23 protein-coding genes, 5 tRNA genes and 1 riboswitch are annotated in these 25,359 nt (G+C 31.2%); of the genes, 26 read left to right on the forward strand and 2 right to left on the reverse strand.

Annotated features, from left to right (window positions below; all coding sequences use genetic code 11):
- Window positions 1-453: 453 nt before the first annotated feature.
- The 15 genes from KQI89_RS00895 (at window position 454) to mreB (ending at window position 13,173) form a co-directional block, all read left to right on the forward strand.
- Window positions 454-831 carry an ATP synthase subunit I gene (locus tag KQI89_RS00895; protein ID WP_216455539.1) on the forward strand — a complete coding sequence of 126 codons (378 nt, stop codon included), beginning with the start codon at window positions 454-456 and terminating at the stop codon, window positions 829-831.
- A gap of 4 nt (window positions 832-835) precedes the next feature.
- Window positions 836-1,516, forward strand: coding sequence for a F0F1 ATP synthase subunit A (locus KQI89_RS00900; RefSeq protein ID WP_216455540.1), 681 nt, complete (start codon window positions 836-838; stop codon window positions 1,514-1,516).
- 27 nt (window positions 1,517-1,543) lie between these two features.
- Complete coding sequence (gene atpE, locus KQI89_RS00905) at window positions 1,544-1,786, forward strand: ATP synthase F0 subunit C (protein ID WP_216455541.1); 243 nt, start codon at window positions 1,544-1,546, stop codon at window positions 1,784-1,786.
- Between the two features lie 113 nt (window positions 1,787-1,899).
- Window positions 1,900-2,376 carry a F0F1 ATP synthase subunit B gene (locus KQI89_RS00910; protein ID WP_216455542.1) on the forward strand — a complete coding sequence of 159 codons (477 nt, stop codon included), beginning with the start codon at window positions 1,900-1,902 and terminating at the stop codon, window positions 2,374-2,376.
- A gap of 2 nt (window positions 2,377-2,378) precedes the next feature.
- The gene (locus KQI89_RS00915; protein ID WP_216455543.1) at window positions 2,379-2,918 is read left to right on the forward strand and encodes a F0F1 ATP synthase subunit delta; all 540 of its coding nucleotides are present in this window, start codon (window positions 2,379-2,381) and stop codon (window positions 2,916-2,918) included.
- A 10-nt stretch (window positions 2,919-2,928) separates the two neighbouring features.
- Window positions 2,929-4,437, forward strand: coding sequence for a F0F1 ATP synthase subunit alpha (gene atpA / locus KQI89_RS00920; RefSeq protein ID WP_216455544.1), 1,509 nt, complete (start codon window positions 2,929-2,931; stop codon window positions 4,435-4,437).
- A 19-nt stretch (window positions 4,438-4,456) separates the two neighbouring features.
- Entirely contained in the window at window positions 4,457-5,311 is an 855-nt protein-coding gene (atpG, locus tag KQI89_RS00925) for an ATP synthase F1 subunit gamma (protein ID WP_216455545.1), read from the forward strand.
- A 15-nt stretch (window positions 5,312-5,326) separates the two neighbouring features.
- Window positions 5,327-6,724 (forward strand): F0F1 ATP synthase subunit beta, encoded by a 1,398-nt coding sequence (atpD, locus tag KQI89_RS00930; RefSeq protein ID WP_216455546.1) that lies wholly within the window; start codon window positions 5,327-5,329, stop codon window positions 6,722-6,724.
- Between the two features lie 14 nt (window positions 6,725-6,738).
- Window positions 6,739-7,005 (forward strand): F0F1 ATP synthase subunit epsilon, encoded by a 267-nt coding sequence (locus tag KQI89_RS00935; protein ID WP_216455547.1) that lies wholly within the window; start codon window positions 6,739-6,741, stop codon window positions 7,003-7,005.
- A 247-nt stretch (window positions 7,006-7,252) separates the two neighbouring features.
- Window positions 7,253-7,942, forward strand: a complete 690-nt coding sequence (locus tag KQI89_RS00940) for a hypothetical protein (RefSeq protein WP_216455548.1) — start codon at window positions 7,253-7,255, stop codon at window positions 7,940-7,942.
- Window positions 7,943-7,964: 22 nt separating this feature from the next.
- Window positions 7,965-9,227 carry a UDP-N-acetylglucosamine 1-carboxyvinyltransferase gene (murA, locus tag KQI89_RS00945; protein WP_032121316.1) on the forward strand — a complete coding sequence of 421 codons (1,263 nt, stop codon included), beginning with the start codon at window positions 7,965-7,967 and terminating at the stop codon, window positions 9,225-9,227.
- 234 nt (window positions 9,228-9,461) lie between these two features.
- Window positions 9,462-10,505, forward strand: a complete 1,044-nt coding sequence (spoIID, locus tag KQI89_RS00950; RefSeq protein ID WP_216455549.1) for a stage II sporulation protein D — start codon at window positions 9,462-9,464, stop codon at window positions 10,503-10,505.
- Between the two features lie 296 nt (window positions 10,506-10,801).
- A complete protein-coding gene (locus KQI89_RS00955; RefSeq protein WP_032121318.1) occupies window positions 10,802-11,554 on the forward strand; it encodes a M23 family metallopeptidase in 753 nt (250 codons plus the stop codon).
- Window positions 11,555-11,789: 235 nt separating this feature from the next.
- Window positions 11,790-12,044 (forward strand): sporulation transcriptional regulator SpoIIID, encoded by a 255-nt coding sequence (gene spoIIID / locus KQI89_RS00960; protein WP_032121319.1) that lies wholly within the window; start codon window positions 11,790-11,792, stop codon window positions 12,042-12,044.
- A gap of 97 nt (window positions 12,045-12,141) precedes the next feature.
- The gene (mreB, locus tag KQI89_RS00965; RefSeq protein WP_032121320.1) at window positions 12,142-13,173 is read left to right on the forward strand and encodes a rod shape-determining protein; all 1,032 of its coding nucleotides are present in this window, start codon (window positions 12,142-12,144) and stop codon (window positions 13,171-13,173) included.
- Between the two features lie 83 nt (window positions 13,174-13,256).
- On the opposite strand, the gene yyaC is transcribed toward mreB, so the two are convergent.
- Window positions 13,257-13,790, reverse strand: a complete 534-nt coding sequence (gene yyaC / locus KQI89_RS00970; RefSeq protein WP_216455550.1) for a spore protease YyaC — start codon at window positions 13,788-13,790, stop codon at window positions 13,257-13,259.
- Between the two features lie 475 nt (window positions 13,791-14,265).
- Here yyaC and KQI89_RS00975 point away from each other — a divergent pair.
- The 6 genes from KQI89_RS00975 (at window position 14,266) to metK (ending at window position 16,229) form a co-directional block, all read left to right on the forward strand.
- Window positions 14,266-14,340 (forward strand) — tRNA-Thr (locus KQI89_RS00975).
- Window positions 14,341-14,344: 4 nt separating this feature from the next.
- Window positions 14,345-14,429: transfer RNA gene (locus KQI89_RS00980), tRNA-Tyr, on the forward strand.
- 6 nt (window positions 14,430-14,435) lie between these two features.
- A tRNA-Val gene (locus tag KQI89_RS00985) sits at window positions 14,436-14,511 on the forward strand.
- Window positions 14,512-14,534: 23 nt separating this feature from the next.
- Window positions 14,535-14,609 (forward strand) — tRNA-Thr (locus KQI89_RS00990).
- Window positions 14,610-14,613: 4 nt separating this feature from the next.
- Window positions 14,614-14,698: transfer RNA gene (locus tag KQI89_RS00995), tRNA-Tyr, on the forward strand.
- A 146-nt stretch (window positions 14,699-14,844) separates the two neighbouring features.
- Window positions 14,845-14,947: riboswitch (SAM riboswitch) on the forward strand.
- A gap of 106 nt (window positions 14,948-15,053) precedes the next feature.
- Window positions 15,054-16,229 carry a methionine adenosyltransferase gene (gene metK, locus KQI89_RS01000; RefSeq protein ID WP_216455551.1) on the forward strand — a complete coding sequence of 392 codons (1,176 nt, stop codon included), beginning with the start codon at window positions 15,054-15,056 and terminating at the stop codon, window positions 16,227-16,229.
- Between the two features lie 52 nt (window positions 16,230-16,281).
- Here metK and nagA read toward each other — a convergent pair whose 3' ends face one another.
- Complete coding sequence (gene nagA, locus KQI89_RS01005; protein WP_216455552.1) at window positions 16,282-17,412, reverse strand: N-acetylglucosamine-6-phosphate deacetylase; 1,131 nt, start codon at window positions 17,410-17,412, stop codon at window positions 16,282-16,284.
- A 174-nt stretch (window positions 17,413-17,586) separates the two neighbouring features.
- Between nagA and recD2 the strand changes: the two genes are divergently transcribed.
- From recD2 to secA, 5 genes are all read left to right on the forward strand, one after another.
- Complete coding sequence (recD2, locus tag KQI89_RS01010) at window positions 17,587-19,821, forward strand: SF1B family DNA helicase RecD2 (protein ID WP_216455553.1); 2,235 nt, start codon at window positions 17,587-17,589, stop codon at window positions 19,819-19,821.
- A gap of 33 nt (window positions 19,822-19,854) precedes the next feature.
- Window positions 19,855-20,892 carry a hypothetical protein gene (locus tag KQI89_RS01015; protein ID WP_216455554.1) on the forward strand — a complete coding sequence of 346 codons (1,038 nt, stop codon included), beginning with the start codon at window positions 19,855-19,857 and terminating at the stop codon, window positions 20,890-20,892.
- Window positions 20,893-21,035: 143 nt separating this feature from the next.
- Window positions 21,036-21,647: a ComF family protein gene (locus tag KQI89_RS01020; protein ID WP_216455555.1), complete on the forward strand. Its 612-nt coding sequence runs from the start codon at window positions 21,036-21,038 to the stop codon at window positions 21,645-21,647.
- 462 nt (window positions 21,648-22,109) lie between these two features.
- Window positions 22,110-22,640, forward strand: a complete 531-nt coding sequence (hpf, locus tag KQI89_RS01025) for a ribosome hibernation-promoting factor, HPF/YfiA family (protein ID WP_032121325.1) — start codon at window positions 22,110-22,112, stop codon at window positions 22,638-22,640.
- Between the two features lie 178 nt (window positions 22,641-22,818).
- Window positions 22,819-25,326: a preprotein translocase subunit SecA gene (secA, locus tag KQI89_RS01030; protein ID WP_216455556.1), complete on the forward strand. Its 2,508-nt coding sequence runs from the start codon at window positions 22,819-22,821 to the stop codon at window positions 25,324-25,326.
- Window positions 25,327-25,359 lie beyond the last annotated feature (33 nt).

Raw genomic sequence — 25,359 nt, forward strand, 5'->3', positions numbered from 1 at the left:
AAAAAGGAGGGTATAACCTCCTTTTTATTATTTAAATTATTAATGGGTATAATAAAAAAACAGAATAAACTTTTTTATGAAGTGTATCAAAAATATACTTTCAATTTATTGATATTTAATCAAGATATTTTTGTCGAATTTTAAAGAAAATTGTATAATAGTTGAGGAATGCTATTGGATTTTGCGGTGTTCCATTTTTATGAAAATGTTAACAATTTTACGCTTGTATATTTCAGAAAATTATATATATTTAGCCAAATGCACAAAGGAGTTTTATATTATCTTTAATTGGAGTAAATTCGAATTTTTAATAGATAATAGGCTTAACATGAATAAAATCCTTAATAAATAGCCTTAAAAGGCTATTTATTAAGGTAAATGAATTTATTTGAAATTTTATTATTAAAACCCAAAGCTATATAATTAGCAAGTAATAAAAAGAGGAGTTTAGTCATGAAAAAATATCTTAAGATAATGTTAAAAGAAATGATCTTCATTACTCTATTCATTGCGTTAGCTTTTGCCGCAATATTCCTTTGGTTTTTTGATTACACTTATATAATTGCCTTCATATTAGGACTCTTCACTGCACTACTTAATTTCATTGCAAATAGTATAATTACTCATCTTATAATTAATAATAGAGGTAATAGGAAAATTATTTTAAGCCTATTAAACTTTGTTATTAGAACTTTAATTGTAGCATTTATTATTTTAGTTATTATGCTTTATTATGAAAATTATGTTATAGCATATGTTATAGGTTATGTATCACATTTTATTGTGATTATGATTTATGGACTAAGAACAGACAAAGGAGAAGGGGAGTGATTTAGTGGAACAAATTGAACCTATTTTTTCCTTTAATATTATGAACTTTAAATTTGATATTACTTATAGTCTTGTAGTACAGTGGGCTATAATAATTATCTTAGGCCTAATAGCTTATTTTCTTACTAGAAACTTAAAGGATATACCAGCTAGAAAGCAAAATATTGCAGAGATTTTTGTTGAATTTGTTGAGGGTGTAGTGGTAGAAAATATGGGAGAATCTTACAGGGAATTCATTCCTTTTGTAGGAACCTTGGGGCTTTATCTTTTAGTTATGAATATTACAGGATTAGTAGGTATTGAACCACCTACTAAAGATTACAATGTTACCTTGGGCATGGCTCTAATATCATTTATTGTCATCCAAGGTTATACAATAAAAAAGATTGGAATAGCACATTATTTTATAGGCTTTGGAAAGCCTATAATGGCTATGATTCCTATGAACTTATTAGAAAGAGTTATGTTACCAGTATCTTTAAGTTTAAGATTATTTGGTAATATGACAGCAGCGGCAGTTATAATGGGGCTTTTATACAAGGCACTAGGTAGTTTGAGTTGGTTTGCTCAATTAGGGTTGCCAGTATTTTTACATTTTTATTTTGATATTTTTGATGGTGTAATTCAAATGGTGATATTCACAATGTTGACCATGATAAATATTAAAATAATTTCAGAACACTAATAACAGCAATTTTAAGGAGGAATAATTATGAATCATGAATTTGTAGCAGCTATGTCAGCTTTAGCAGCAGGTATAGCAGTTTTAACAGGAATAGGAGCAGGGATAGGTATAGGAAATGCCACAGGAAAAGCGGTGGAAGGAATAGCAAGACAACCAGAAGCCAGCGGTAAAATAACAACAGCTCTTATTATAGGTAATGGTTTTGCTGAAGCAACTGCTATTTATGGACTTTTAGTATCTATATTCCTAATATTTGTTGGGGTAAAATAATAAGGATTAAAGGCTCTGTTTTATAGATTTATAATTTAACTAATAAGACAGAGCCATAATTAAAAAGAAATTTATATAAACCATTAAGCCTGAAGGGAGGCTTTGATATAAATATGATAAAGATATCTCAAATTACAGCAGTTATAATTAACTTTTTTATTTTATATTTAATTTTAAGACATTTTTTATTTAGACCAGTTACAAATATGATGAATAGTAGAAAAGCAAGAATTGAGGGCAATTTAGCAAAGGCTAAGGATGATATGAAAAAAGCAGAAGCTTTAAAAAATGAGAATGAAACTCTTTTAAGGCAAGCCGCAGAAGAAGGAAAGAAAATAACAAAAGAGCGAAAAGCTAAGGCGGAAGATTTATATGCTGAAATAGTTGCAGAAGCACATAAGGAAGCAGAAATAATCTATGACAGAGCTAAAATAGAGATTGAAAGAGAAAAAGAAAAAGCACAAAATGAAGTTAAAAGTGCTGTGATTGAACTTGCTATAATGCTATCGGCAAAAGTATTAGAAGAGAATATTGATGAGAAAAAGCATAGACAGCTAATAGAAGATTATTTATCTAAGGTAGGTAATTAACTATGTATGAGTATTTAGATAAAAGATATGCTTTAGCTTTATATGAAGTTGCAGAGGAAAAAGAAAAGGTAGAGGAATATCTGCAGGATTTAAGAGAAATCGTAGATCTAATACAAAATAATGAGGATTTTTTGAAAATAATTAAACATCCTCAAATAAGCACTTCAAGAAAGAAAAAGACCTTTATAAAGATATTTAAAGATAAAATAGATGAAGAGTTATTGTCTTTTCTACTTATACTTATAGAAAAAGATAGGATATTATTTTTAAAAGAAAAGTTAAATGAGATGGAAAAAATTCATTTAGAGAGAAATAATACTCTTATTGCTAAAGTGAAAACCGTAATACCTTTAAATGATGAGGAAAGAAAAATTCTTATAGATAAACTATCAAATAAATATAATAAAAAGATTATGCTAGAAGAAGAAATTGACAAGGGCATAATAGGTGGGGTTTATGTAAGAGTTGGTGATGATGTAATAGATGGAACTGTAAAGTCCAAGTTAGAAGAAATGAAAGAAATAGTGCTTAAAACGGAATAGAGGTGATGTCATGAATATAAAACCAGAAGAAATTACATCTATAATAAAAAAAGAAATTGAAAGATATGAGAAGAAAATAGAAACAGTGGACTCTGGTACCATTATTCAAATAGGTGATGGTGTTTCTAGGGTATATGGATTAGATGACTGCATGGAAGGTGAAATGCTAGAGTTTCCAAATGGCGTATACGGTATGGCATTAAACCTTGAGCAAGATAATGTAGGGTGTGTACTTTTAGGCTCTGAAGAAGGTATAAAAGAAGGAGATATAGTAAAAAGAACTGGAAAAGTAGTGGAAGTTCCTGTAGGTGAAGAACTTATAGGAAGAGTGGTTAACTCACTTGGAACACCTATAGATGGAAAAGGGCCAATAAAAGCTGATGCTATGCGCGCTATTGAGTTTCCAGCTCCTGGTGTAATTGACAGACAATCTGTTAAAGAGCCTCTTCAAACAGGAATAAAAGCTATAGATTCTATGGTGCCTATTGGAAAGGGGCAAAGAGAACTTATTATAGGAGATAGACAAACAGGAAAAACAGCTATAACATTAGATGCTATATTAAATCAAAAGGGAAAAGACGTAGTTTGCATATATGTTGCTATTGGTCAGAAACAGTCAACAGTAGCACATATTGTAAATAGCCTTGAAGAAATGGGAGCTTTGGATTACACCATAGTTGTTGCATCTACAGCATCAGAAACAGCGCCATTACAATTTTTAGCTCCTTATGCAGGTTGTAGTATGGGAGAATACTTTATGTACAAAGGTAAAGATGTATTAATAATATATGATGACCTTTCAAAGCATGCGGTAGCTTACAGGACTATGTCATTATTACTTAGGAGACCACCGGGAAGAGAAGCTTATCCTGGAGATGTATTCTATATACATTCAAGGTTACTTGAAAGAGCGGCTAAGTTATCAGAAAAGCTAGGTGGAGGTTCTTTAACAGCTCTTCCAATAATTGAGACTTTAGCTGGGGATGTGACAGCCTATATCCCAACTAATGTAATATCTATAACTGATGGTCAAATATTTCTTGAATCAGAGCTTTTCTATTCAGGTCAAAGGCCAGCAATAAACGCGGGTATATCGGTATCGAGAGTTGGAGGTAATGCACAGATAAAGGCTATGAAGCAAGTATCCGGTACTCTTAGAATTGAATTAGCACAATATAGAGAACTTGCAGCTTTTGCTCAATTTGGTTCTGATCTCGATAAAGAAGCTATGAAGAGACTTGAAAAAGGTAAAAGATTGATTGAAATATTAAAACAGGATCAATATAAACCTATGCCAGTAGAGCAACAAATAATTATGCTTTACGCTGGGGTTAATAATTATCTAATGGATATAGAGGTACCTAAAATTAGAAAGTTTGAAAGAGAATTTTTAGATTATATTGATACTCATTATAGAGAGATTAGTAGAGAAATATTAGAGAAAAAAGAGTTAACTGAGGATATAAAAAATAAATTGAATAAAGCCATAGCAGAATTTAAAAAGAATTTTCTAGCTTAAGGTTTTAGGAGGTGGAAATGTGGCAGGAGCAGGACTTATAGCCATAAGAAGAAGAGTTAAGTCTGTTACCAATACCAAAAAAATTACTAAAGCCATGGGACTTGTTGCCACCGCTAAACTTAGAAAAACAAGAGAACAGTTGATGGTAAATAATAAATACTATTCATCAGTAAAAGAATCCTTTGATACTTTAGTAAATTCAATGGAAGATCATTTTGGTATGTATTTTGAAGGAAATTCTTCAAATAATAAATTATACATAGTATTTACTTCAGATAGTGGACTTTGTGGAGGTTATAATGGGTCTGTAACTTCTTACGCTATTGAAAGGATGGAAAACACAGAAGAGAAATCTTTGATAATAATGGTAGGTCAAAAGGGAAAGGGATATTTTAATAAGTTAGGTTACTCTACTGCAGCTGAATTTTTTGAAATACCAGATATTCCTAAAGCGGAAGATATAAGACCTATTTTAGATAAGGCTTTGGAATTATATGATGAGGAAAAGGTAGGAGAAATAAATGTAATTTATTCTAAATTTATTTCTCCGGTAAAACAAGCTGTTGTGTCAGAAAAGTTAATTCCTTTCGATTTTAATCAAAAGGAAAGTGAAGGAAAAACTTTTGAGTTTGAACCTAATATAGAGGAATGCTTCACATTATTAAAAAATGTATATCTAGAGGCAAGGCTATTAAATAATATTCTTGATGCAAAAGCTAGTGAGCATAGTTCTAGAATGGCTGCAATGAATGGTGCAACTCAAAATGCTAATGATCTTTTAGATAAATTAAATTTAAAATTTAATAGAATAAGACAGAGTGCTATAACACAAGAAATATCAGAAATTGTAGGAGGAGCACAAGCTCAAAGATAAATGAGGAGGTAGACTATGCCTGGAAAGATAGGAAAAGTAGTTCAAGTTATTGGACCGGTTATAGATATAAAATTTGAGTCAGAATATCTTCCTAATATATATAATGCTATAGAGATAAAATTGGAAGATAAAATCTTAATAGCCGAGGTAGAGCAACATGTAGGTGATGATATCGTAAGAGCCATTGCTATGGAATCTACAGAAGGATTAAGAAGAGGAGTAGAAGCTGTAGACACTGGAAAAGCAATATCCGTCCCCGTTGGACAGGAAGTTCTTGGTAGACTTTTTAATGTGTTAGGAAAACCCATGGATGAAAAAGGAAGCTTTTCATCAGAAGAATATTATCCAATCCATAGAGCAGCCCCAACTTTTCAAGAACAGTCTGTAGAGCCAGAAATGTTTGAAACAGGAATAAAGGTAATAGATTTAATAGCTCCTTATCAAAAAGGTGGGAAAATAGGTCTTTTTGGTGGAGCAGGAGTTGGTAAAACTGTTCTTATTCAAGAACTTATAAATAATATTGCTATTGAACATGGCGGACTTTCTGTTTTTACAGGAGTAGGAGAACGTACAAGAGAAGGAAATGACCTTTATCATGAAATGAATGATTCTGGAGTTATAAATAAAACTGCACTAGTTTTTGGTCAGATGAATGAGCCGCCAGGGGCTAGGATGAGAGTAGCCCTTACTGGACTCACTATGGCTGAATATTTTAGAGATAAAGGTCAAGATGTTTTACTCTTTATTGATAATATATTTAGATTTACACAAGCTGGATCAGAGGTATCTGCATTATTAGGAAGGATACCTAGTGCTGTAGGGTATCAGCCTACACTTGCTACAGAAATGGGAGCTTTACAGGAGAGAATTACTTCTACAAAGCATGGATCAATTACTTCAGTTCAAGCTGTATATGTACCAGCGGATGATTTGACAGATCCAGCACCGGCTACTACCTTTTCCCATCTTGATGCAACTACAGTATTATCAAGATCTATTACAGAACTGGGAATATATCCAGCAGTGGATCCGTTAGAATCTACATCAAGAATATTAGATCCTAGAGTAGTAGGTAAAGAGCATTATGAAGTAGCTACAAGGGTAAAAAATGTGTTGGAAAGATATAAAGAGTTACAAGATATAATAGCTATATTAGGAATAGACGAACTATCAGAAGAAGATAAACTAGTAGTATCTAGAGCAAGAAAAGTTCAAAGATTTTTATCGCAGCCTTTTACTGTAGCTGAGCAGTTTACTGGGATGAAAGGCAAATTTGTTCCTGTAAATGAAACGGTTAGAGGATTTAAAGAGATATTGGAAGGGAAATATGATGATCTTCCAGAGTCAGCCTTTTTATTTGTAGGTAATATAGAAGAGGTCGTTGAAAAGGCTAAGAAGCTAATGGAAGGTTAATGGAGAGGATTTTGATGATGGAGTTAATGAGCTTAAACATTCTTACACCAGATAAAGAAATATATTCAGGTCAAATTAAAAAATTATTTACAGAAAATGCTGAAGGAAGTTTTGAGGTTCTTCCTAGACATGGAGCTATGATAACAGTAGTTGTACCTTCAACTGTTCAGTTTATTGGTGAGGATGAAAAAAAGTATAGAGTATCCATTTCAGAAGGAGTATTAACGGTAAAGGATAATAATATAAGTGTAGCATGCAAAAATGCAGAGTGGGATAAATAAGCAAGATTTTAATTTTAAAAAGCCTATAGTCTAGAATTAATAATGTTCTAGATTATAGGCTTTTTTATTTAAAATACGTATCCTGTTCACACTTTTTTGAGAAACCAATATATTGATAATATATTGTAATATTTGCCTTAAATTCATTAAAATAAGTGAATAATGTATTACCTCCATATAAAAAATTAAGGGAAAGCTGTATATTATATTTCTTAATGACAATAATTAGAAAAAAGGGGGTAATTCTATGAAGAAACTTATATGGATAGTCCTTATAGGTCTTTTAAATTTTGTATTTCTTATGGGATATAAATCTTACAATGATGAGGATTTAATTAATAAATTTGTTGTATCGCTAGAAGGAAAACCAGAGGAATATGGTATGAAAATAGAATTTCAAAATGTAGAAGAAGATAGGATTTCTGAAATATATGAAGATATTGATAAAATACTAATAAAATATGAAAAAATCAACAAAGATGCTGATGTGGAAGAAAATAAAGATATAAAGTTTATCAATAAAAAGGAAGATGGAATAGAGTTAAAAGCATTGGTAAACAAATCAGAAAAAGTTGGGTATATAGAAGTAAAATTTAATATAGAATCCATAATGGAAAAAGAAAAAATAGAGAAAGAAGTGCTTAGAAATGTTGAAAGAGAAAGAAGCGCTAAGGTTTATAAATATGTTAAGGCTAAAGTTGAAGATGATAGCTTAGAAGAATGTAAGACTCACATAGAAGAATTATTAGTAAGTGAAAAAAATTTAAACATAGATATAAAATTCACTGATTTTGGGGTTATAGGTACTGCCTTAACCAATAAGGCTAGCAAAAATGGTAATTCACCAGGTTGTGTGGACATAAACTTCGCAGTAATGAGATACACTTCAGGAACATATCTGATTGTTGGTACGCCAATAATCTATAATGCTTATTAACAATTATAGGATGGAGGATAATATGGAAAAGATAATAATTAAAGGTGGCTATAAGCTAAAAGGAGAAGTAAATATAAGTTCTGCTAAAAATTCAGTATTGCCTATAATAGCTGCTAGTATATTAAGTGGAGATGTTTCTATTATTGAAAATGCACCTATGTTAGAAGATGTTTTTGTTATATGTAAGGTATTAGAATCCTTAGGAGCTGATGTTCAATTAGATACAAATACAAATTGCATTACTATTGATACTAAAGATATAAATTCAAAAGAAGAACCTCATAGTGATTTAGTGAGAAAGATGCGAGCGTCCTTCTTAATAATGGGACCTATGTTATCAAGATTTGGTAGAGTAAAACTATCTTTACCAGGTGGATGTAATATTGGCAGTAGACCTATAGATCTTCATTTAAAAGGATTTAGTGCTTTAGGAGCGCAGATAGATTTGGGACATGGATATGTAGAAGGAAGAGCTAACAGGCTTATAGGAAATAAAATATACCTTGACTTCCCATCAGTTGGTGCCACAGAGAATATAATGATGGCAGCGGTACTTGCTAAAGGGGAAACTGTTATAGAAAATTCAGCAGAAGAACCTGAAATAGAAGACTTAGCAACTTATCTTAACTCTATGGGAGCTTGTATAGAAGGTGCAGGAACAGGAACTATAAAGATAAAAGGGGTAGAAGAGTTAAAAGGTGTTAGGCATAGACCTATATACGATAGAATTGAGGCAGGAACTTATATGACAGCAGCTGCTATAACTAAGAGCCAAATAAAAATAAATGGAATAAATGAGGAACATATGAAGCCCATTCTAGCTAAACTATCAGAGTGTGGAGTTAATATGGAAATAAAAAATGAAAGTGTAATAATTTATGGAGAGGGCGATATAAAAGCAGTAGATATTAAGACTATGCCATACCCTGGATTTCCTACAGATATGCAGGCGCAAATGATGGCTTTATTAGCTATTGCTAAAGGAACTAGCATAATAACTGAAACTGTATTTGAAAATAGGTTTATGCATGCTCCAGAGTTAAAAAGAATGGGAGCAAATGTAAAAATAGATGGTAGAAGTGCTGTTATTGAAGGTGTTAAAAAACTTACAGGGGCTGAGGTTAAGGCCACGGATTTAAGGGCTGGTGCAGCTTTAATAATATGTGCATTGGCTGCAGAAGGATGTACTAGCATTTCTGATGTTTACCATATTGATAGGGGATATGTGGATATAGAAAATAAATTAAAGGCTTTAGGAGCAAATATTGAAAGAATTAATTATTAGCATAACCTTTCTATATATTTATCTAGAAGTTATTTACTATAAAAAATTTAATAATAAGAATAAGTTTATTATAGTATTCTTGTTAATATCCTCATTCCTTGATTCTTATGAGATCAAGGAATGAGGATATTAGCTTTTATGAAACATATTATTTATTAAAAGTTATATATTTAAATAAAGATTAATATAATTTTGTATAAGATCTTTGGTAAATATATAAAAGGGAGAATGGGAATGAATAAGGTTAATATAAATATAGAATTTAAAAAACTTATTATATGTTTTATTTTATTTATATTATTTATAATTATTATGCCTATAATATTTATAGGCATAGGGGACAAAGAAAAAAATCATAATAATATTAAAGGTTATGAAGGTAATGAAAAAATAAATTATTCTAAAAACAGTTTAAAAGGTAAAGAGTTCAACGATATAAAAGTGCATAATATTAAAAAAGGTGAGTTTGAAGAAATTAATTTAGAGGAATATATAGTAGGAGTAGTTGCATCTGAGATGCCAGCAAATTTTAATGAAGATGCATTAAAAGCTCAGGCTGTTGCAGCTAGAACTTTTGCCGTATCTAAGATGATTTTAAACTGTAAAAAAGCTAATGGAGCAGATATTTGTGATACTACCCACTGTCAGGTATATGTGAATAAAGAAGAGAAAATAAAAAGTTGGCCTAAGGATCAGGGTGAAGGGTATTGGGGAAAAATAGAAAAAGCGGTGATGGATACAAAAGGAGAGATACTAATGTATGAGGGAAACTTAGTACTTAACCCTCAATATTTTGCAGTAAGTTCCGGAAAAACAGAAGATGCCTCAGAGGTTTTTTCTTTTTCAGAGCCCTATTTAATATCTGTAGAAAGTTCAGGGGAAGAAGTGGCTCCTAAATTTAAATCTAAAGTTACTTTTAGTAATAAAGAATTTGTAAATAAAATAAATCAGAACTATAAAGATTCTCGCTTGGAATATTCTAATTTATCACAAGGAGTTAAGATTATATCTAGAAGTAAAGGTGGATCAGTAAAATCTATAAAAATAGGAGATGTTAATATAAGTGGACCTGAATTTAGAAAAGTATTTAATTTGAATTCTGCAAATTTTACTATAAGTTTTATTAAGGATAAAGTAGAAATTAATTGCTTAGGCTATGGACATGGAGTAGGAATGAGTCAATGGGGGGCTAATTCTATGGGTAAAGATGGTAAAAACTATAGAGACATACTAACTCATTATTATCAAGGGGTTAGTATAGAAAAAATTAATGATTAAAGCTTAATTATATAATTTATCCACTGCATATTTAATGTGCAGTGGATTTTTATTGTGTATTTTTATAGGTAGGAATTAAATATATTTTAGATTTAACAGATATATTTACTAAGTGTTATATAGGAATGAGGAAATAAAGCTTTAGAAGCATTCCTTTTTAAAACAAGAAAATACAAAAAACTACTTACTAATATGAATTTTATGGGGAATTTTATAGAAAAAAATAGAAATAAAAATACTAAATTTATGTATTTTTTATTTGTGAAAGGACAGACTACTAAATGGAGGTGTTCATTATGGACAAAAAAATAGGTAAAAGAACAAGTAATTTTTTTAAAAAGGAGGGCTTCTATGTAATATTATTTGTTTGCTTGTGCATAGTTGCTACTATAGCAGTAGTTACTGTAAAAGATAAAAAAGTTACAACAGAAGAACCACCAGTAGTAGAGAATAAAAAAGAATTTAAACTGGCAGAGGGGCGCGAGTTTCCTGAAATGGATATGAATAATGCACTTCAAGTAAAAGATAATGAAAAGAAGGCTGAGACCTCTTCAAAGGTTGAAGAGGAAAAGAAAAATATAGAAGTACCTAAAGAAGGCAAGGATTCCTCAGCAGTTTCTAAAAATTTAGATGCTAAATTTGAAAAACCAGTAGATGGAACTTTAGCAAGAGAATTTACTGAAGAAACTATTTTTTGTAGCACATTAGGTACTTGGAGAACTAAGTCTGGAATAGATATTAAGGCAGACTTAGGGAAGAAGGTTATAGCTGTATTAGAAGGTGTTATAGAAAAAGTAGATAACGATGATACGGAACTAGGAAAATACGTAGTTATAAACCATCAAAATGGTTTAAAGACTATATATTCAAACTTAGATGAAAATGTTCAAGTAAAACAAGGACAAAAAGTATCTAAGGGACAAGAAATTGGTAAGGTAGGAAAAACTGCTGGGAACTATAGTGATGAAAAGTATGGAGATCATTTACACTTTGAAGTTCTAAAAGATGACGCAAAAGTTAATCCTGCTAAATATGTAAGCTACAAATAGGGAAGAGTTAAGTTAGTTCAGGTAGGCATTAAATTGCCCCTGAACTTTATAAAAAGAAATTCAGGGACTAGTAGTTTCTAAAATTCATATTATAAATATGAAATATATAGAAACATTAGTCAGGAACAAAAGGTTTAAATAATGCCCTTTCCTTATTGGAAAATAGCCATTGAAAAAGTAATTTAAAGAAAAACACACGCATATTTATAAATATAGATATTAAGGAGGTAGCATTTTGAAAGACTATATTGAAGAGAGGGTGCTAGAGGTAGCGCATTATATAATTGATTCAAAAGCTACAATAAGAAAAACAGCAAAGGTATTTGGTGTTAGCAAAAGTACTATACACAAGGATATGACTGAAAGGCTACCTAAAATAAATCCTGTAATTGCAGAGCAAGCTAAGATAATATTAGACTTAAACAAGGCCGAACGTCATATCAGGGGTGGAAAAGCAACCAAGTTAAAATATAAAGCTATTGAAGGATAATCACATTCTTAGTATAATAGAAAAGAAGATTCTGTATATTTTTAGTATAAAATGACTGAATTAGTATAAAATTTCGTGAATTGGGAGTGAAAATAGAATGTGGTTTTGGAGCATGGGTACAGACATGGGCATAGACCTAGGAACAGCTACAGTATTAGTTTATATAAAAGGTAAGGGGGTAATATTAAAGGAACCCTCTGTAGTAGCTATAGATAAGAATACTAATAGAATATTAGCTGTAGGAGAAGAGGCCAGGCAGATGATAGGAAGAACTCCAGGAAATATAGTAGCCTTAAGGCCGTTAAAAGATGGAGTTATATCAGACTATGATACAACTGAAAAAATGCTAAAACATTTTATTAGAAAAGCTTGTGGCAAGAGAAAGATATCTGCGCCTAAAGTTATGATTTGCGTCCCTTGTCAATCTACAGAGGTTGAGAAAAGGGCAGTAAAAGATGCAGCTATAAATGCAGGAGCAAAAAAAGTGTTTTTAATTGAAGAGCCCTTAGCGGCAGCTATTGGAGCTGGAATTGATATAACGATACCTAGTGGTAATATGGTTATTGATATAGGTGGAGGAACCACTGATATAGCTGTAATATCTTTAGGTGGTATAGTGGTAAGGGCTTCTATTAAAATTGCTGGAGATAAGTTTGATGAGGCTATAATTAAATATATAAGGAAAAAGCACAAGCTTATGATAGGTGAAAGGACTGCCGAAGATTTAAAAATAAATGTTGGTAGTGCATATGGTGATGATGAATTTAGCATGGATATTAAGGGAAGAGACTTAGTTTCAGGTCTACCTAAAAATATAACTGTGACTTCTTCTGAGATGAGGGAAGCATTAAAAGAGACAGTTACAATTATTGCTGACAGTACACATGCAGTTTTAGAGAAGACTCCACCAGAGTTAGCAGCAGATATAGCAGAAAAGGGAATTGTAATGACCGGTGGAGGGTCACTCCTAAATGGATTAGATAAACTTATAGAACATATTGCAAAGGTACCTGTACATATAGCGGAGGAACCGGTATCCAGCGTAGCTGTAGGCACTGGAAAAGTGCTAGACTTCATTGATAAGTTAGATGTAACTTTAGAAGATAACAATGTGGAGCTGATAGATTAAATTTTGTTATAGATTAAAATGATGAAGGTTTTATGGACTACTCTTTTTTAAAGGAGTAGTCCTATTTTAATTAAAAACATATATTAATCATGATATAAATTCTTTAAATATATTGAATAAAACAATGATTCCGCAATTATTTCTGCCATATCCATAATAAAACTTAATCTTATGTTTTTATTAAGAAAGATATCACCGCCATCGTTAGAGTCTATTATACCTATAATAGATGTATCACCTACGTCAGGCAGATTTTTTCCAACACCTTTACCTGGATGAATAGGATAATCTCTTACATGAATTTCTCCTATAGAATTTTTTTCGCCTAAACAAGCATCTATAGCTAATATATTGGAGTGGGGGTGCATGCCTTTTATGTTAGATATTCTTTCACATAAATTTATTGCATGAATTGGGGAAGAAACACTTCCATAGACAGGTAAGGGAAAGAACCTATGTTGAAGAATTGTACCTACAAGAGGTCCTAAAGAATCGCCAATACATCTATCAGTTCCTATACATATTATTACAGAGTCTTTATCTATATAATCTTTCATAAAGTAAGAAAGCTCATAAATAGCCATTTTATTTTTATAGTGTATTTTTGATTTATTCAATATAACCACCTCCTAACTAATTTATATGTACAATAAAAAATAATATTAAAGAAATAAATAAAAATATTAAATCATAATAAAGTAAAATCTTTTATATATTTAAAATAAGAGAGAATAGGTGTTGAATTTTAGTTAAATATATAATTCATACTCCATAATAATAAATGGCAAAACTCTCTTTAATATTGATGAAATGCGGATTTTTACAAGAAACTATTCATAATTAATAAAGGAAGTGAAAGATGATTTATTATTAAATTCATATACATGTTAAAAAATATAAATATAGTATATATAGGGAGTAATATGGAGAAAAATAGAGAAGTAGAAAAATAAACCTAGATAAAGGGGGAAAATCAAGGTTGAATTTATATCTATATCTATGTATACTATTCTTTGTCAGCCGGGTTACGGCGAACAAGACAAGACAAAGTTAGTCACGTTAAGACTAACAAAATAAAATATTGGTGGATATGCTGGCATGGCTCAACGGTAGAGCAGCTGACTTGTAATCAGCAGGTTGTAGGTTCGATTCCTATTGCCAGCTCCAGTATGGAGGAATTCCCGAGTGGCTAAAGGGGGCAGACTGTAAATCTGTTGTCAACGACTTCGATGGTTCGAATCCATCTTCCTCCACCAAAAAAAGGGCGCATAGCTCAGCTGGGAGAGCATCTGCCTTACAAGCAGAGGGTCACAGGTTCGATCCCTGTTGTGCCCACCAATTTTTAAAATTTAATAGTATGTGCTGGCATGGCTCAACGGTAGAGCAGCTGACTTGTAATCAGCAGGTTGTAGGTTCGATTCCTATTGCCAGCTCCAGTATGGAGGAATTCCCGAGTGGCTAAAGGGGGCAGACTGTAAATCTGTTGTCAACGACTTCGATGGTTCGAATCCGTCTTCCTCCACCAAAAGACACTTTAAGTGTCTTTTTTATTTTATAATATTAATTACAATGGTTTGATACCATATATGAAAAAATTATAAATATGTATTTTAGTATATTGACTTGATAAGTCAAGCATGTTAAAATTGGTATGTTGTAAAATTACATAGACTCTTATCAAGAGAGGTGGAGGGAAAGGGCCCTATGAAACCCGGCAACCGGTGCATGTGCACTATGGTGCCAATTCCTGCAGTATAATTCTGCAAGATAAGAGAGAGGATGAAATGCAGTCTCTTCTTTCTTGAGGAGACTTTTTTTATTATATAATTTAAGAAGGGAGTGAAAAACTGCATTTAAATTACATTTAGTGCAGATAAATTATGAGGAGATTATTTACATCAGAATCAGTAACAGAAGGACATCCAGATAAGATTTGTGACCAAATATCAGATGCTATATTAGATACTATATTGTCTCATGATGCAAATGCAAGGGTAGCTTGTGAAACTGCAGTAACTACAGGAATGGTTATGGTTATGGGAGAAATATCTACTAATTGCTATGTTGATATACCAAAGGTTGTTAGAAAAACTATTGAAGAGATAGGCTATGTTAGAGCAAAGTATGGATTTGATGCTGATACTTGCGCGGTATTGACTTCTATAGATGAACAATCAGCAGATATTGCTATGGGAGTAAATGAGGCTCTAGAATCTAAAAAAGGTGAAATGGACAAAATTGAGGCCATCGGAGCTGGAGATCAAGGTATGATGTTCGGATTTGCTACTAATGAAACACCTGAGTATATGCCACTTCCAATAGCTATGGCACATAAATTATCAAGAAGGTTAACAGAGGTTAGAAAAGATGGAACTCTTTCTTATTTAAGACCAGATGGGAAAACTCAAGTAACAGTAGAATATGAAGATAATAAACCTTTAAGAATAGATGCTATAGTAATATCTACTCAACATAGTCCAGAGGTATCCATGGAGCAAATAGATAAAGATCTTCGTGAGTATGTAATTAAGACTGTAGTACCAGTTGAGTTGTTAGATGAAAACACTAAATACTATATAAATCCAACAGGAAGATTTGTTATAGGGGGACCTCAAGGGGACTCAGGATTAACTGGAAGAAAGATAATCGTAGATACTTATGGTGGATATGGAAGACATGGAGGTGGAGCTTTCTCTGGAAAGGATCCTACTAAAGTTGACCGTTCCGCAGCCTATGCAGCTAGATGGGTAGCTAAAAATTTAGTAGCGGCAGGAGTTGCAGATAAACTAGAGATTGAACTAGCTTATGCTATAGGAGTTGCAAAACCAGTATCTATAGAGGTAGAGACCTTTGGAACAGGAAAAATAAGTGATGATAAAATAGTAGAAATAATCCAAAAAGTATTTGATTTAAGACCAGCAGCAATAATTAAGGAATTAGATTTAAGAAGACCATTATATAGACAAACTGCTGCATATGGTCATTTTGGAAGAATAGATTTAGACCTACCATGGGAAGAACTAAACAAGGTAGATGAAATAAAAAAATATGTATAAAAAGCTAATGCTAAAAAATACCCTCTATTATATATAGAGGGTATTTTTTATTCTAATATATTACTTTACCATTAATTATAACTTTTTTAATATTTATTTCTTCATCAAACAATATTATATCCGCATCAAAACCTTCTTTTATGGAACCTTTTCTATGATCTACATTACAAAGTTTAGCAGGATTTAAGGTAGCCATATTAACAATTTCATGTAAAGGATAGTTTGTGTTGTTATGAACATTTCTGACTGCTTTATCTAAGGTTAAAACGGAACCAGCAAGAGAACCTGATTTTAATCTAGCAGCACCTTTTTCAACAATAACCTCTTGACCCCCTAAAGAATATGTGCCATCTGCCATGGAGCATGCCATCATAGCATCTGTTACTAATAAAACTTTATCTAACCCTTTTTGTTTATAGGCTACTCTAAGAGAAGGATAGCTTATATGAATTCCATCAGATATAGTTTCTGTGGTTATATGAGAATCGAATATAGCTCCTACTACGCCAGGTTCTCTGTGGTGCAATCCAGGCATAGCGTTGTAAAGGTGTGTTGAGTGGCAAACCCCACATTCAATACTTTCCATAGTCTCTTTATAAGTTGCTTTAGTATGTCCTATAGATACAACTATTCCCTTTTCTTTTAAATAAGCTATAAGCTCACTAGCTCCTTCTATTTCAGGTGCCATAGTAACACTTACTACTGCATCAATATTTTCACCAACCATTTCTAAAAATGATTCTATGGATGGTTTTTGAATAAACTGAGGGTTTTGAGCTCCTATAGCGGAAGGATTTATAAAAGGTCCTTCTAAGTGTACTCCTAATACATTAGCTCCTTCTGTGCCCTTGTATTTTGCATCCTTTATAGCTTCTACAGATTTTCTTATATCTTCTTTAGCACAAGTCATAGTAGTTGGCAAAAAGGAGGTAGTTCCAAACTGTGCAATAGTTTTTGCAATTATATTTAAAGAGTCATAGCTACCATCCATGGTATCGCGCCCTCCAGCGCCATGGATATGTACATCTATAAAGCCAGGAGCTAAATATAAACCTTCACCATCAATGACTTCTTTATCATCTAAATCCTTTGGATTTATAGTTTTAATCTTATTATTTTCAATAAGAACAGAACCTCTTTCAATTCTATCACTATATATTATTCTACAATTTTTAATTAACATTAAATCACCTCGTATAATATATTCTTTGTATATTATTATAGCAGATATTTTTCTTTAAGTTGAATTTTATTTTTGTTGTACTATAATTTTCATTAGAACTATAGGTTAAAAATACCGTATTAAAAGGTAATTATGATATAATTATTGTAATTAAGAATTGAGTGAGGAGATTCTATGGAGGAAATACAAGGTACTGTAGAAGATATAATATTTCAAAATGAAGAAAATGGCTATGTGGTAGCTAAAATAGATGCAAAAAAGAATGTTACTGTAATAGTAGGTTGTATACCCTATATAACAGAGGGGCAAAATTTAAAGTTAATAGGAGAATGGGTTGTCCATCAGCAATTTGGAAAACAATTCAAGGTAAGTGCTGCAGAAGAAATATTGCCAGAGAGTCTTATTGGCATAGAAAGATACCTATCTTCAGGTATGATATTAGGAATAGGTCCTGTTACGGCTAAAAAAATAGTGGAAAAATTTGGAGAAAACACCTTTGAGGTTTTAGAAAACAATATAGAAAGACTTAAAGAAATAGAAGGTATAGGGGATAAAAAAATAGAGTTAATATATGAATCTTATTTTAAACAAAGAGAAGTAAAAAACATTATGGTTTTTTTGCAGGCTTATGGTGTTACACCAAATCAATGCATGAAAATATATAAGAGATTTGGAGCAGAGTCTATAAGTATAATAAAAAACAACCCCTATATATTAACTGAAGAAGTTTCTGGTATAGGATTTAAATCTTCTGATAAGATAGCTAGAAGTTTAGGAATAGAGATGGATTCACCCTTTAGAATCCAAAGTGGAATAAAGCATGTAGTTAGTGAGTTCTGTGCTTTAGGAAATACATACATGCCAAAAGATAATCTTATTAAGGAAGCGGCGGACATATTAAAAGTAAAGGAAGAGCTTATAGTTCAAAATGTTTTTGATTGTGCTATAGATGGAAAGATAAAGATTGAGATGGTAGAGGAGAGAGAGTGTATATTCACCCTTCCTTATTATTATAGTGAACTTGGCATAACTAAAGTTATGCTTACCCTTGCCTTTTCAAATTATGAAACTATAGACATGGATATTGATAAACATATACAAGAATTTGAGGAAAAAAGCGATATAAGCTTTGCACCTTCTCAAAAAGAAGCTATAAAAGGTATATTAGATAGTGGTGTAGAAATAATAACGGGGGGACCTGGCACAGGTAAAACAACTATAATAAAATGTATATTAGATGTATTTGAGAAGAATGGGATGAATGTAGTTATGGCGGCACCAACAGGTAGAGCAGCAAAGAGAATGACTGAATCTACTGGTAGAGAAGCTAAGACTATTCATAGGTTATTAGAGTTAGGTTTTGCAGCTGATGAGGAGGAAATGGCTTTTTCCAAAGGCGAAGATTCTCCTTTAGATTGTGATGTGATTATAATCGATGAGGCTTCTATGATAGATGTATTGCTTATGAATAGTCTATTAAAAGCTATTTCTATTGGAACTAGACTGATAATAGTAGGAGATGTAGATCAGCTTCCCTCTGTAGGACCTGGAAATGTATTAAAAGATCTTATAGAAAGCAAATCCGTAAAAGTTGTAAGACTTAAAGAGATATTTAGACAAGGGAAAGAAAGTATGATAGTTGTTAATGCCCATAAAATAAATAATGGAGAAATGCCTATATTAAATGATAGAGACAAGGATTTCTTTTTTATAAAAGAAGAAAATAAGGATATAATATTAAATACCCTTATAGAACTAATAAATACTAGACTACCAAATTTCAATAAATCATGGAATAAACTTCAGCATATTCAAATACTGTCACCCATGAAAAAGGGACCTTTAGGTATTATAAATCTAAATTCTAAGCTTCAGGAGATATTAAATCCAAAGGCAAAAGATAAAAAGGAAAAGGAATACAGAGATACTGTTTTTAGAATAGGTGATAAAGTTATGCAAACAAAGAATAACTATTCTTTAAAATGGAGCAGTATTAGCGGATTAGGAGAAAAAGAAGGTATAGGCGTATTTAATGGAGATATGGGTTTTATATCAGATATTGATGAAGATAATAACACTTTAACAGTAATATTTGATGAAGAGAGAAAAGTGGTTTACGAGCAGATAAACTTAGATGAAATAGATTTAGCTTATGCTATAACCATACATAAAAGTCAAGGTAGTGAATTCCCTGTGGTGGTTATGCCGGTATTTATGGGATCACCTTTACTTATGAATAGAAATTTATTATACACAGCTATAACTAGAGCTAAAAAGTTAGTAGTGTTAACAGGCTCTGTTAAATCCCTTAAGTATATGATAGAAAATGATAGGAGTTTTGAACGGTTTTCTTCTTTAAAATGGAGGATACAAGATATAGCGTCTAAAGATATTTTTAGTAATGAATAAACAATATATGTTATGAGATACGGAGGGGCATATATGTCCATATTTAAACTTTTTAAAGATGTAAAGGAATATAATAAAGACAAAGATTTTAATCAAGAGGTTATAACTTGGGCTAAAAAAGGTTATAATAAAAATTATTTAAATGTGATATCTGTTCCTTATAATAATTCCGTAAAGTTTTTAGATATAATATTAAATTTAATAAGTGAGAATAAAAAGGTTCTTTATATAACCAATGAAGATATAAAAGATATTTATTTATTAAAACAAATAAGGAAAGACACTTCCTTTAGAAACTACTGTTATTTTAGAGGAAATTGTACAAATATAGAAGAAAAGTTATTAGTAATAACCAATTATGAAAATGCAAATCTTATAGAAGAAAAGTTCTTTTGTGTTATTTATGATGATGTAAGTTGCTACTCAGATTATGGGGTAGGGGATATAAGAAATTTAATGTATAAAATTAAGGCTGTAAAATATATTACTTATTCTATTGAATCTATTTTAGAGAAGGGAGAAGTAATAGAAATTCCAATAAAAAAGCATAATATTCCCATTACTGAACCTAGAATAATAACTACAAAGATTGATATAAATAAAGAGATACCCTATATGATTTATGATTATATGAAATGGTTTGTAAAATCTAGAAGAAAAGTTATATTATATGCCCCTGATAGAGGGAAAGCAGATACAATATACGAATATTTGTTAGGACTTAGAGAAGAAATAAGCACTAATACCATACGTTATAATGATAAAGAAACAAGAAAGATACAAAAGCTTTTAAGGGTAAAAGATGAACCTCTTATTATTGTCATGGATAGTATGAATAATTTTCACATGGGAGTCAATAATTTAGATATAGTAGTTTATTTTGCTGATGATGAAAGATATAACTACAAAAAACTCACTTATATATGTGGAAAGGTAGGAATGGAAGGTAGATTTAGTAATTCAGAAGTGATTTTTCTAGCTAATAATACTACTATAGAAATGGAAAAGGCTAAATCTATAACTAGAAATTTCAATAAACTAGCATGGGAAAGAGGATTAATAAATATTTAAAAATTAATAATAATAACAAAAGCGTAAGGAAAGCAAATTTAACTGGGGTTAAACATATTTTTATTAAATACTTATCAATATTAATCAAAAATATTAAGAGTATTGGTAGTTATCTTTTATCAATTATATTTCCGGAAGATGGTATGTGTTTAATTTGTAGGAAAGATAAATTAAATAAAGATTTTATATGTTTATGTTGTGAGAAGAATATAAAGTCAAAAGAAGGGTCTTCTTATATAAAAATAGAGGAAGAAGTATTAAAATATTATTCAACTTCATATTATTCTCATGAAATTAGAGACTTATTAATGAGATTTAAGTATAAAAAGGATTTTAATGTAGGACGTTTTTTTGCTTATAGTATATTAGAAGTAATAGATAAACAACATATAGAATTTGATTATATATGTTACGTACCCGCTAGTAAATCTGGAATTAAAGCTAGAGGTTATGATCAAAGTAAAATACTGGCTTCAATAATAAGAGAATATAATAATAAAACTATTTTACATTGTATTAATAGAAATAATAATACAAGAGAGCAAAAGACCTTAAGTTCGGAAGAAAGATGGGAAAATCTAAAAGAGGCTTTTTATTTTGATAATAGATTTAAAGATAAAATAAAGGATAAAAAAGTAATACTTATTGATGATGTGGTAACTACAGGAGCTACAGTATATTATTGCTATAAACAGTTAAAAAATAATGGAGCTAAAGAAATTAATATATTGACTGTGGCTAAAAGTAAGTTATAATATATTTATGAGGTTAGGTTTGTGGTTGAAAGTCGATGCCAGTCGCAGGCGAAACGATCCACGTAAGTTAGATAAAATGTCTAATGAGCATGGTGCGGCTTAGAGGTAAGTCCTGCCATTTAATAAAAAATGAGAGGGTTAGTAGTGAGCGGTTAATTCCCAGTAGCAAAAGCTCCAGCAGGCGGGTGTGGGGTCAAAGACCAGGTCAACTAGCTTTTAATAAAGTCCCTAGTTAGATTTTCTAACTAGGGGCTTTATTTTTTTGAAAAAAGATGAAATTCTATATAAGGAGAAGTATTTTTAAGAGATAAAGTAATAAGTGTACATAATATTTTGTAAATTGCCATAATTCCACTTGTTAAATTTTAAAAAAGGATATAATATATATATATAACAACATAAATAAAGTATCATTTTAACAAAAATTTTAATGATACTACATAGCAGAGAGGGGCTGGAATTATGAAAATAACAGTAATAGCTAAAAATATCGAATTGACAAAGGCGCTAAAAGAAACCGTGGAAAAGAAACTCTCAAAGCTGGAAAAGTATTTTAATCCTGAGGTGGAAGCTCATGCTACACTAAGTGTACAAAAAAACAGACAGATTATAGAAGTTACAATACCCTTTAATGGAGTAATCTTAAGAGGTGAAGAAGCTACTGAGGATTTATACACTTCAATCGATTTAGTAATAGATAAGATAGAAAGACAAATTAGAAAGCAAAAAACAAAACTTCAAAGAAGAAATAATGGAGATTCCTTAAGATTCCAATCTATAGCAGCATATGCGGAAGAAAATGAAAAGGAAGAACCTAAAGTTGTTAAAACTAAAAGGTTTGCAATGAAACCAATGGCAACAGAAGAAGCAGTTTTACAAATGGAACTTTTAGGACACAGTTTCTTCGTATATCAAAATTCAGATACAGAAGAAGTAAATGTTATTTATAAGAGAAAAGATGGAAATTACGGATTAATAGAACCAGAATTTTAATTTTGTAAAAGAGTATACTTAAAATTTTTACATAACAGCCCTATTTATGGGCTGTTATTATTTTGATATATTATGTATATTGTATTCACTTTTACCAGTAGGTGTTGAAATGTTTACTGGTGTTAGTGTATAATTTATAAATGAGTTATTATAACAACGGAATGGTGAGGATGAAAATATGGGATTATTAGATAAAATTTTTGGAAGTTATAGTGAGAGAGAAGTAAAAAGAATTATTCCAATTGTAGATAAAATAGAAGCAATGGAAGATCAAATTAAAGCTTTAAGTGATGAGGAACTAAAAGGAAAAACTGAGGAATTTAAGAATAGGTTAGAAAAGGGTGAAACTTTAGACGATATATTACCAGAAGCTTTTGCTGTTGTAAGGGAAGCTTCTGTAAGAACACTAGGCATGAGACACTTTAGAGAGCAGCTTATAGGTGGAGTTGTACTTCATCAAGGTAGAATTTCAGAAATGAAAACAGGTGAAGGTAAAACTTTAGTAGCTACCTTGCCCGCTTATCTAAATGCCTTAAGTGGAAAAGGAGTTCATATTATAACAGTAAATGATTATCTTGCAAATAGAGATAAAGAGTGGATGGGTCAAATATATGAATTTTTAGGACTTAAGGTAGGGGTAATACTTCATGGGTTAACCTCTGAACAAAGAAGAGAAGCTTATAATTCACATATAACCTATGGAACAAATAATGAATATGGATTTGATTATTTAAGAGATAACATGGTTGTATACAAAGAAGAAAAGGTTCAAAGGGAACTAAACTTTGCCATAGTAGACGAAGTTGACTCAATACTTATAGACGAAGCAAGAACTCCTCTTATAATTTCTGGAGAAGGAGAAAAATCTACAGAGTTTTATAAAGTAGCAGATTATTTTGTTAAAACTCTTGTAAAAGAGCAGGATTTTACTGTAGATGAAAAAGCTAGTTCAGCAATACTTTCTGAAGAAGGTGTTAAAAAGGCAGAAAAATATTTCCGTCTTGAAAACTATGCAGATGCTCAGAATATGGAGATTCAGCATCATGTAACTCAAGCTTTGAAGGCAAACTATGTAATGAAAAGAGATAAAGATTATATGGTTAAAGACGGTGAGGTTATCATAGTTGATGAATTCACTGGAAGACTTATGGAAGGAAGAAGATATAGTGATGGTCTACATCAAGCCATAGAGGCTAAAGAGGGAGTTAAGGTTGAAAAAGAATCTAAAACTCTTGCTACAATAACCTTCCAAAATTATTTTAGAATGTATAATAAGTTATCTGGTATGACAGGAACAGCTCTAACAGAAGAAGTTGAGTTTAGAGAAATTTATGGATTAGATGTTATTGTGATACCTACTCATAAACCTATTGAAAGAATTGATTATCCAGATACTATATTCAAAAGTGTAAAGGGCAAATATAATGCTATAATAAAAGATATTGAAGAGTCACATAAAATAGGTCAGCCTGTATTGGTAGGTACTGCTAGTATAGAAAAATCAGAGGTTTTATCTGCGTTTTTGAAGAAAAAAGGAGTTCCCCACCAAGTTCTTAATGCTAAATATCATGAAAGGGAAGCAGAGATAGTATCCCATGCTGGAGAAAAAGGAATGGTTACTATAGCTACAAATATGGCTGGTCGTGGTACTGATATTAAACTTGGAGAAGAAGTATCTAAGTTAGGTGGACTTAAGATAATAGGTACAGAAAGACATGAATCAAGACGTATAGATAACCAGCTTAGAGGGCGTTCAGGACGTCAAGGAGATCCGGGATCTACAAGGTTTTATTTATCCTTAGAGGATGATTTAATGAGAGTTTTTGGAACTGATAAATTGCAAGGATTAGTTGATAAAATTGGATTAGAAGAAGATGATCCAATTGAAAGCAAGATGGTTACAAAGGCTATTGAAAATGCTCAAAAGAAAGTTGAAGGAAATAACTTTGATATAAGAAAAACTCTTTTAGGTTATGATGATGTTATGAATAAGCAAAGAGAAATTATTTATAGTCAAAGAGCACAAGTTCTTCAAGGAGAAAATTTAAAAGATCAAGTTCAAGATATGATAAAAGATGTTATATTTAATGCGGTAGATTCACATTTATCAGGAGTAGAAGATAACTTTGATAAAGATCTTGAAAAATTAATTAATTTTATGGAAGATTTATTTGTACCTCATGGAATGCTTAAATTTGATGAGGTATCAAAATTATCCAATGATGAAATAAAAGAAAAATATCTATCTATAGCTCATGATATATATGAAGCAAAAGAAAAAGACTTTGGACCAGAAAGCATGAGAGAAATAGAAAGAGTTATTCTCTTAAGGGTAGTTGATACTAAGTGGATGGATCATATCGACAATATGGACCACTTAAAACAAGGTATAGGACTGCGTGCTTATAAGCAACAGGATCCTACACAAGCATACCAGTTTGAAGGTAGCACTATGTTTGATGAAATGATATATAATATAAAGCATGACACCGTGAGATATCTATTGCATGTTCAGGTAGAGAGAGCTCCTGAAAGAGAAAAAGTGGTAAGAGAAACTTCAACTAACTATGAAGAATCTTCAGTAAGAAAAGAGCCTGTAAGAAAAGAACAAAAAATTGGAAGAAATGACCCTTGCCCTTGTGGAAGTGGTAAAAAATATAAAAATTGTTGTGGTAGAGAAGCCTAGTTAAATTATAGATTTGCGGTTATTCAAAAGCTG

Origin of the sequence: Clostridium simiarum (assembly GCF_018919175.1) — a bacterium.
Taxonomy (GTDB): Bacteria; Bacillota; Clostridia; order Clostridiales; family Clostridiaceae; genus Clostridium_L; species Clostridium_L simiarum.

Bases quoted from the DNA above. Each gene is read 5' to 3' on its own strand.
- atpD (WP_216455546.1), top strand. From the start codon at position 5,327: ATGCCTGGAAAGATAGGAAAAGTAGTTCAAGTTATTGGACCGGTTATA.
- KQI89_RS00935 (WP_216455547.1), top strand. From the start codon at position 6,739: ATGATGGAGTTAATGAGCTTAAACATTCTTACACCAGATAAAGAAATA.
- nagA (WP_216455552.1), bottom strand. From the start codon at position 17,412: ATGTTAATTAAAAATTGTAGAATAATATATAGTGATAGAATTGAAAGA.
- murA (WP_032121316.1), top strand. From the start codon at position 7,965: ATGGAAAAGATAATAATTAAAGGTGGCTATAAGCTAAAAGGAGAAGTA.
- atpE (WP_216455541.1), top strand. From the start codon at position 1,544: ATGAATCATGAATTTGTAGCAGCTATGTCAGCTTTAGCAGCAGGTATA.
- secA (WP_216455556.1), top strand. From the start codon at position 22,819: ATGGGATTATTAGATAAAATTTTTGGAAGTTATAGTGAGAGAGAAGTA.
- recD2 (WP_216455553.1), top strand. From the start codon at position 17,587: ATGGAGGAAATACAAGGTACTGTAGAAGATATAATATTTCAAAATGAA.
- KQI89_RS00895 (WP_216455539.1), top strand. From the start codon at position 454: ATGAAAAAATATCTTAAGATAATGTTAAAAGAAATGATCTTCATTACT.
- KQI89_RS01015 (WP_216455554.1), top strand. From the start codon at position 19,855: ATGTCCATATTTAAACTTTTTAAAGATGTAAAGGAATATAATAAAGAC.
- atpA (WP_216455544.1), top strand. From the start codon at position 2,929: ATGAATATAAAACCAGAAGAAATTACATCTATAATAAAAAAAGAAATT.
- mreB (WP_032121320.1), top strand. From the start codon at position 12,142: ATGTGGTTTTGGAGCATGGGTACAGACATGGGCATAGACCTAGGAACA.
- KQI89_RS01020 (WP_216455555.1), top strand. From the start codon at position 21,036: ATGTGTTTAATTTGTAGGAAAGATAAATTAAATAAAGATTTTATATGT.
- hpf (WP_032121325.1), top strand. From the start codon at position 22,110: ATGAAAATAACAGTAATAGCTAAAAATATCGAATTGACAAAGGCGCTA.
- KQI89_RS00910 (WP_216455542.1), top strand. From the start codon at position 1,900: ATGATAAAGATATCTCAAATTACAGCAGTTATAATTAACTTTTTTATT.
- KQI89_RS00940 (WP_216455548.1), top strand. From the start codon at position 7,253: ATGAAGAAACTTATATGGATAGTCCTTATAGGTCTTTTAAATTTTGTA.
- metK (WP_216455551.1), top strand. From the start codon at position 15,054: ATGAGGAGATTATTTACATCAGAATCAGTAACAGAAGGACATCCAGAT.
- KQI89_RS00915 (WP_216455543.1), top strand. From the start codon at position 2,379: ATGTATGAGTATTTAGATAAAAGATATGCTTTAGCTTTATATGAAGTT.
- spoIID (WP_216455549.1), top strand. From the start codon at position 9,462: ATGAATAAGGTTAATATAAATATAGAATTTAAAAAACTTATTATATGT.
- KQI89_RS00955 (WP_032121318.1), top strand. From the start codon at position 10,802: ATGGACAAAAAAATAGGTAAAAGAACAAGTAATTTTTTTAAAAAGGAG.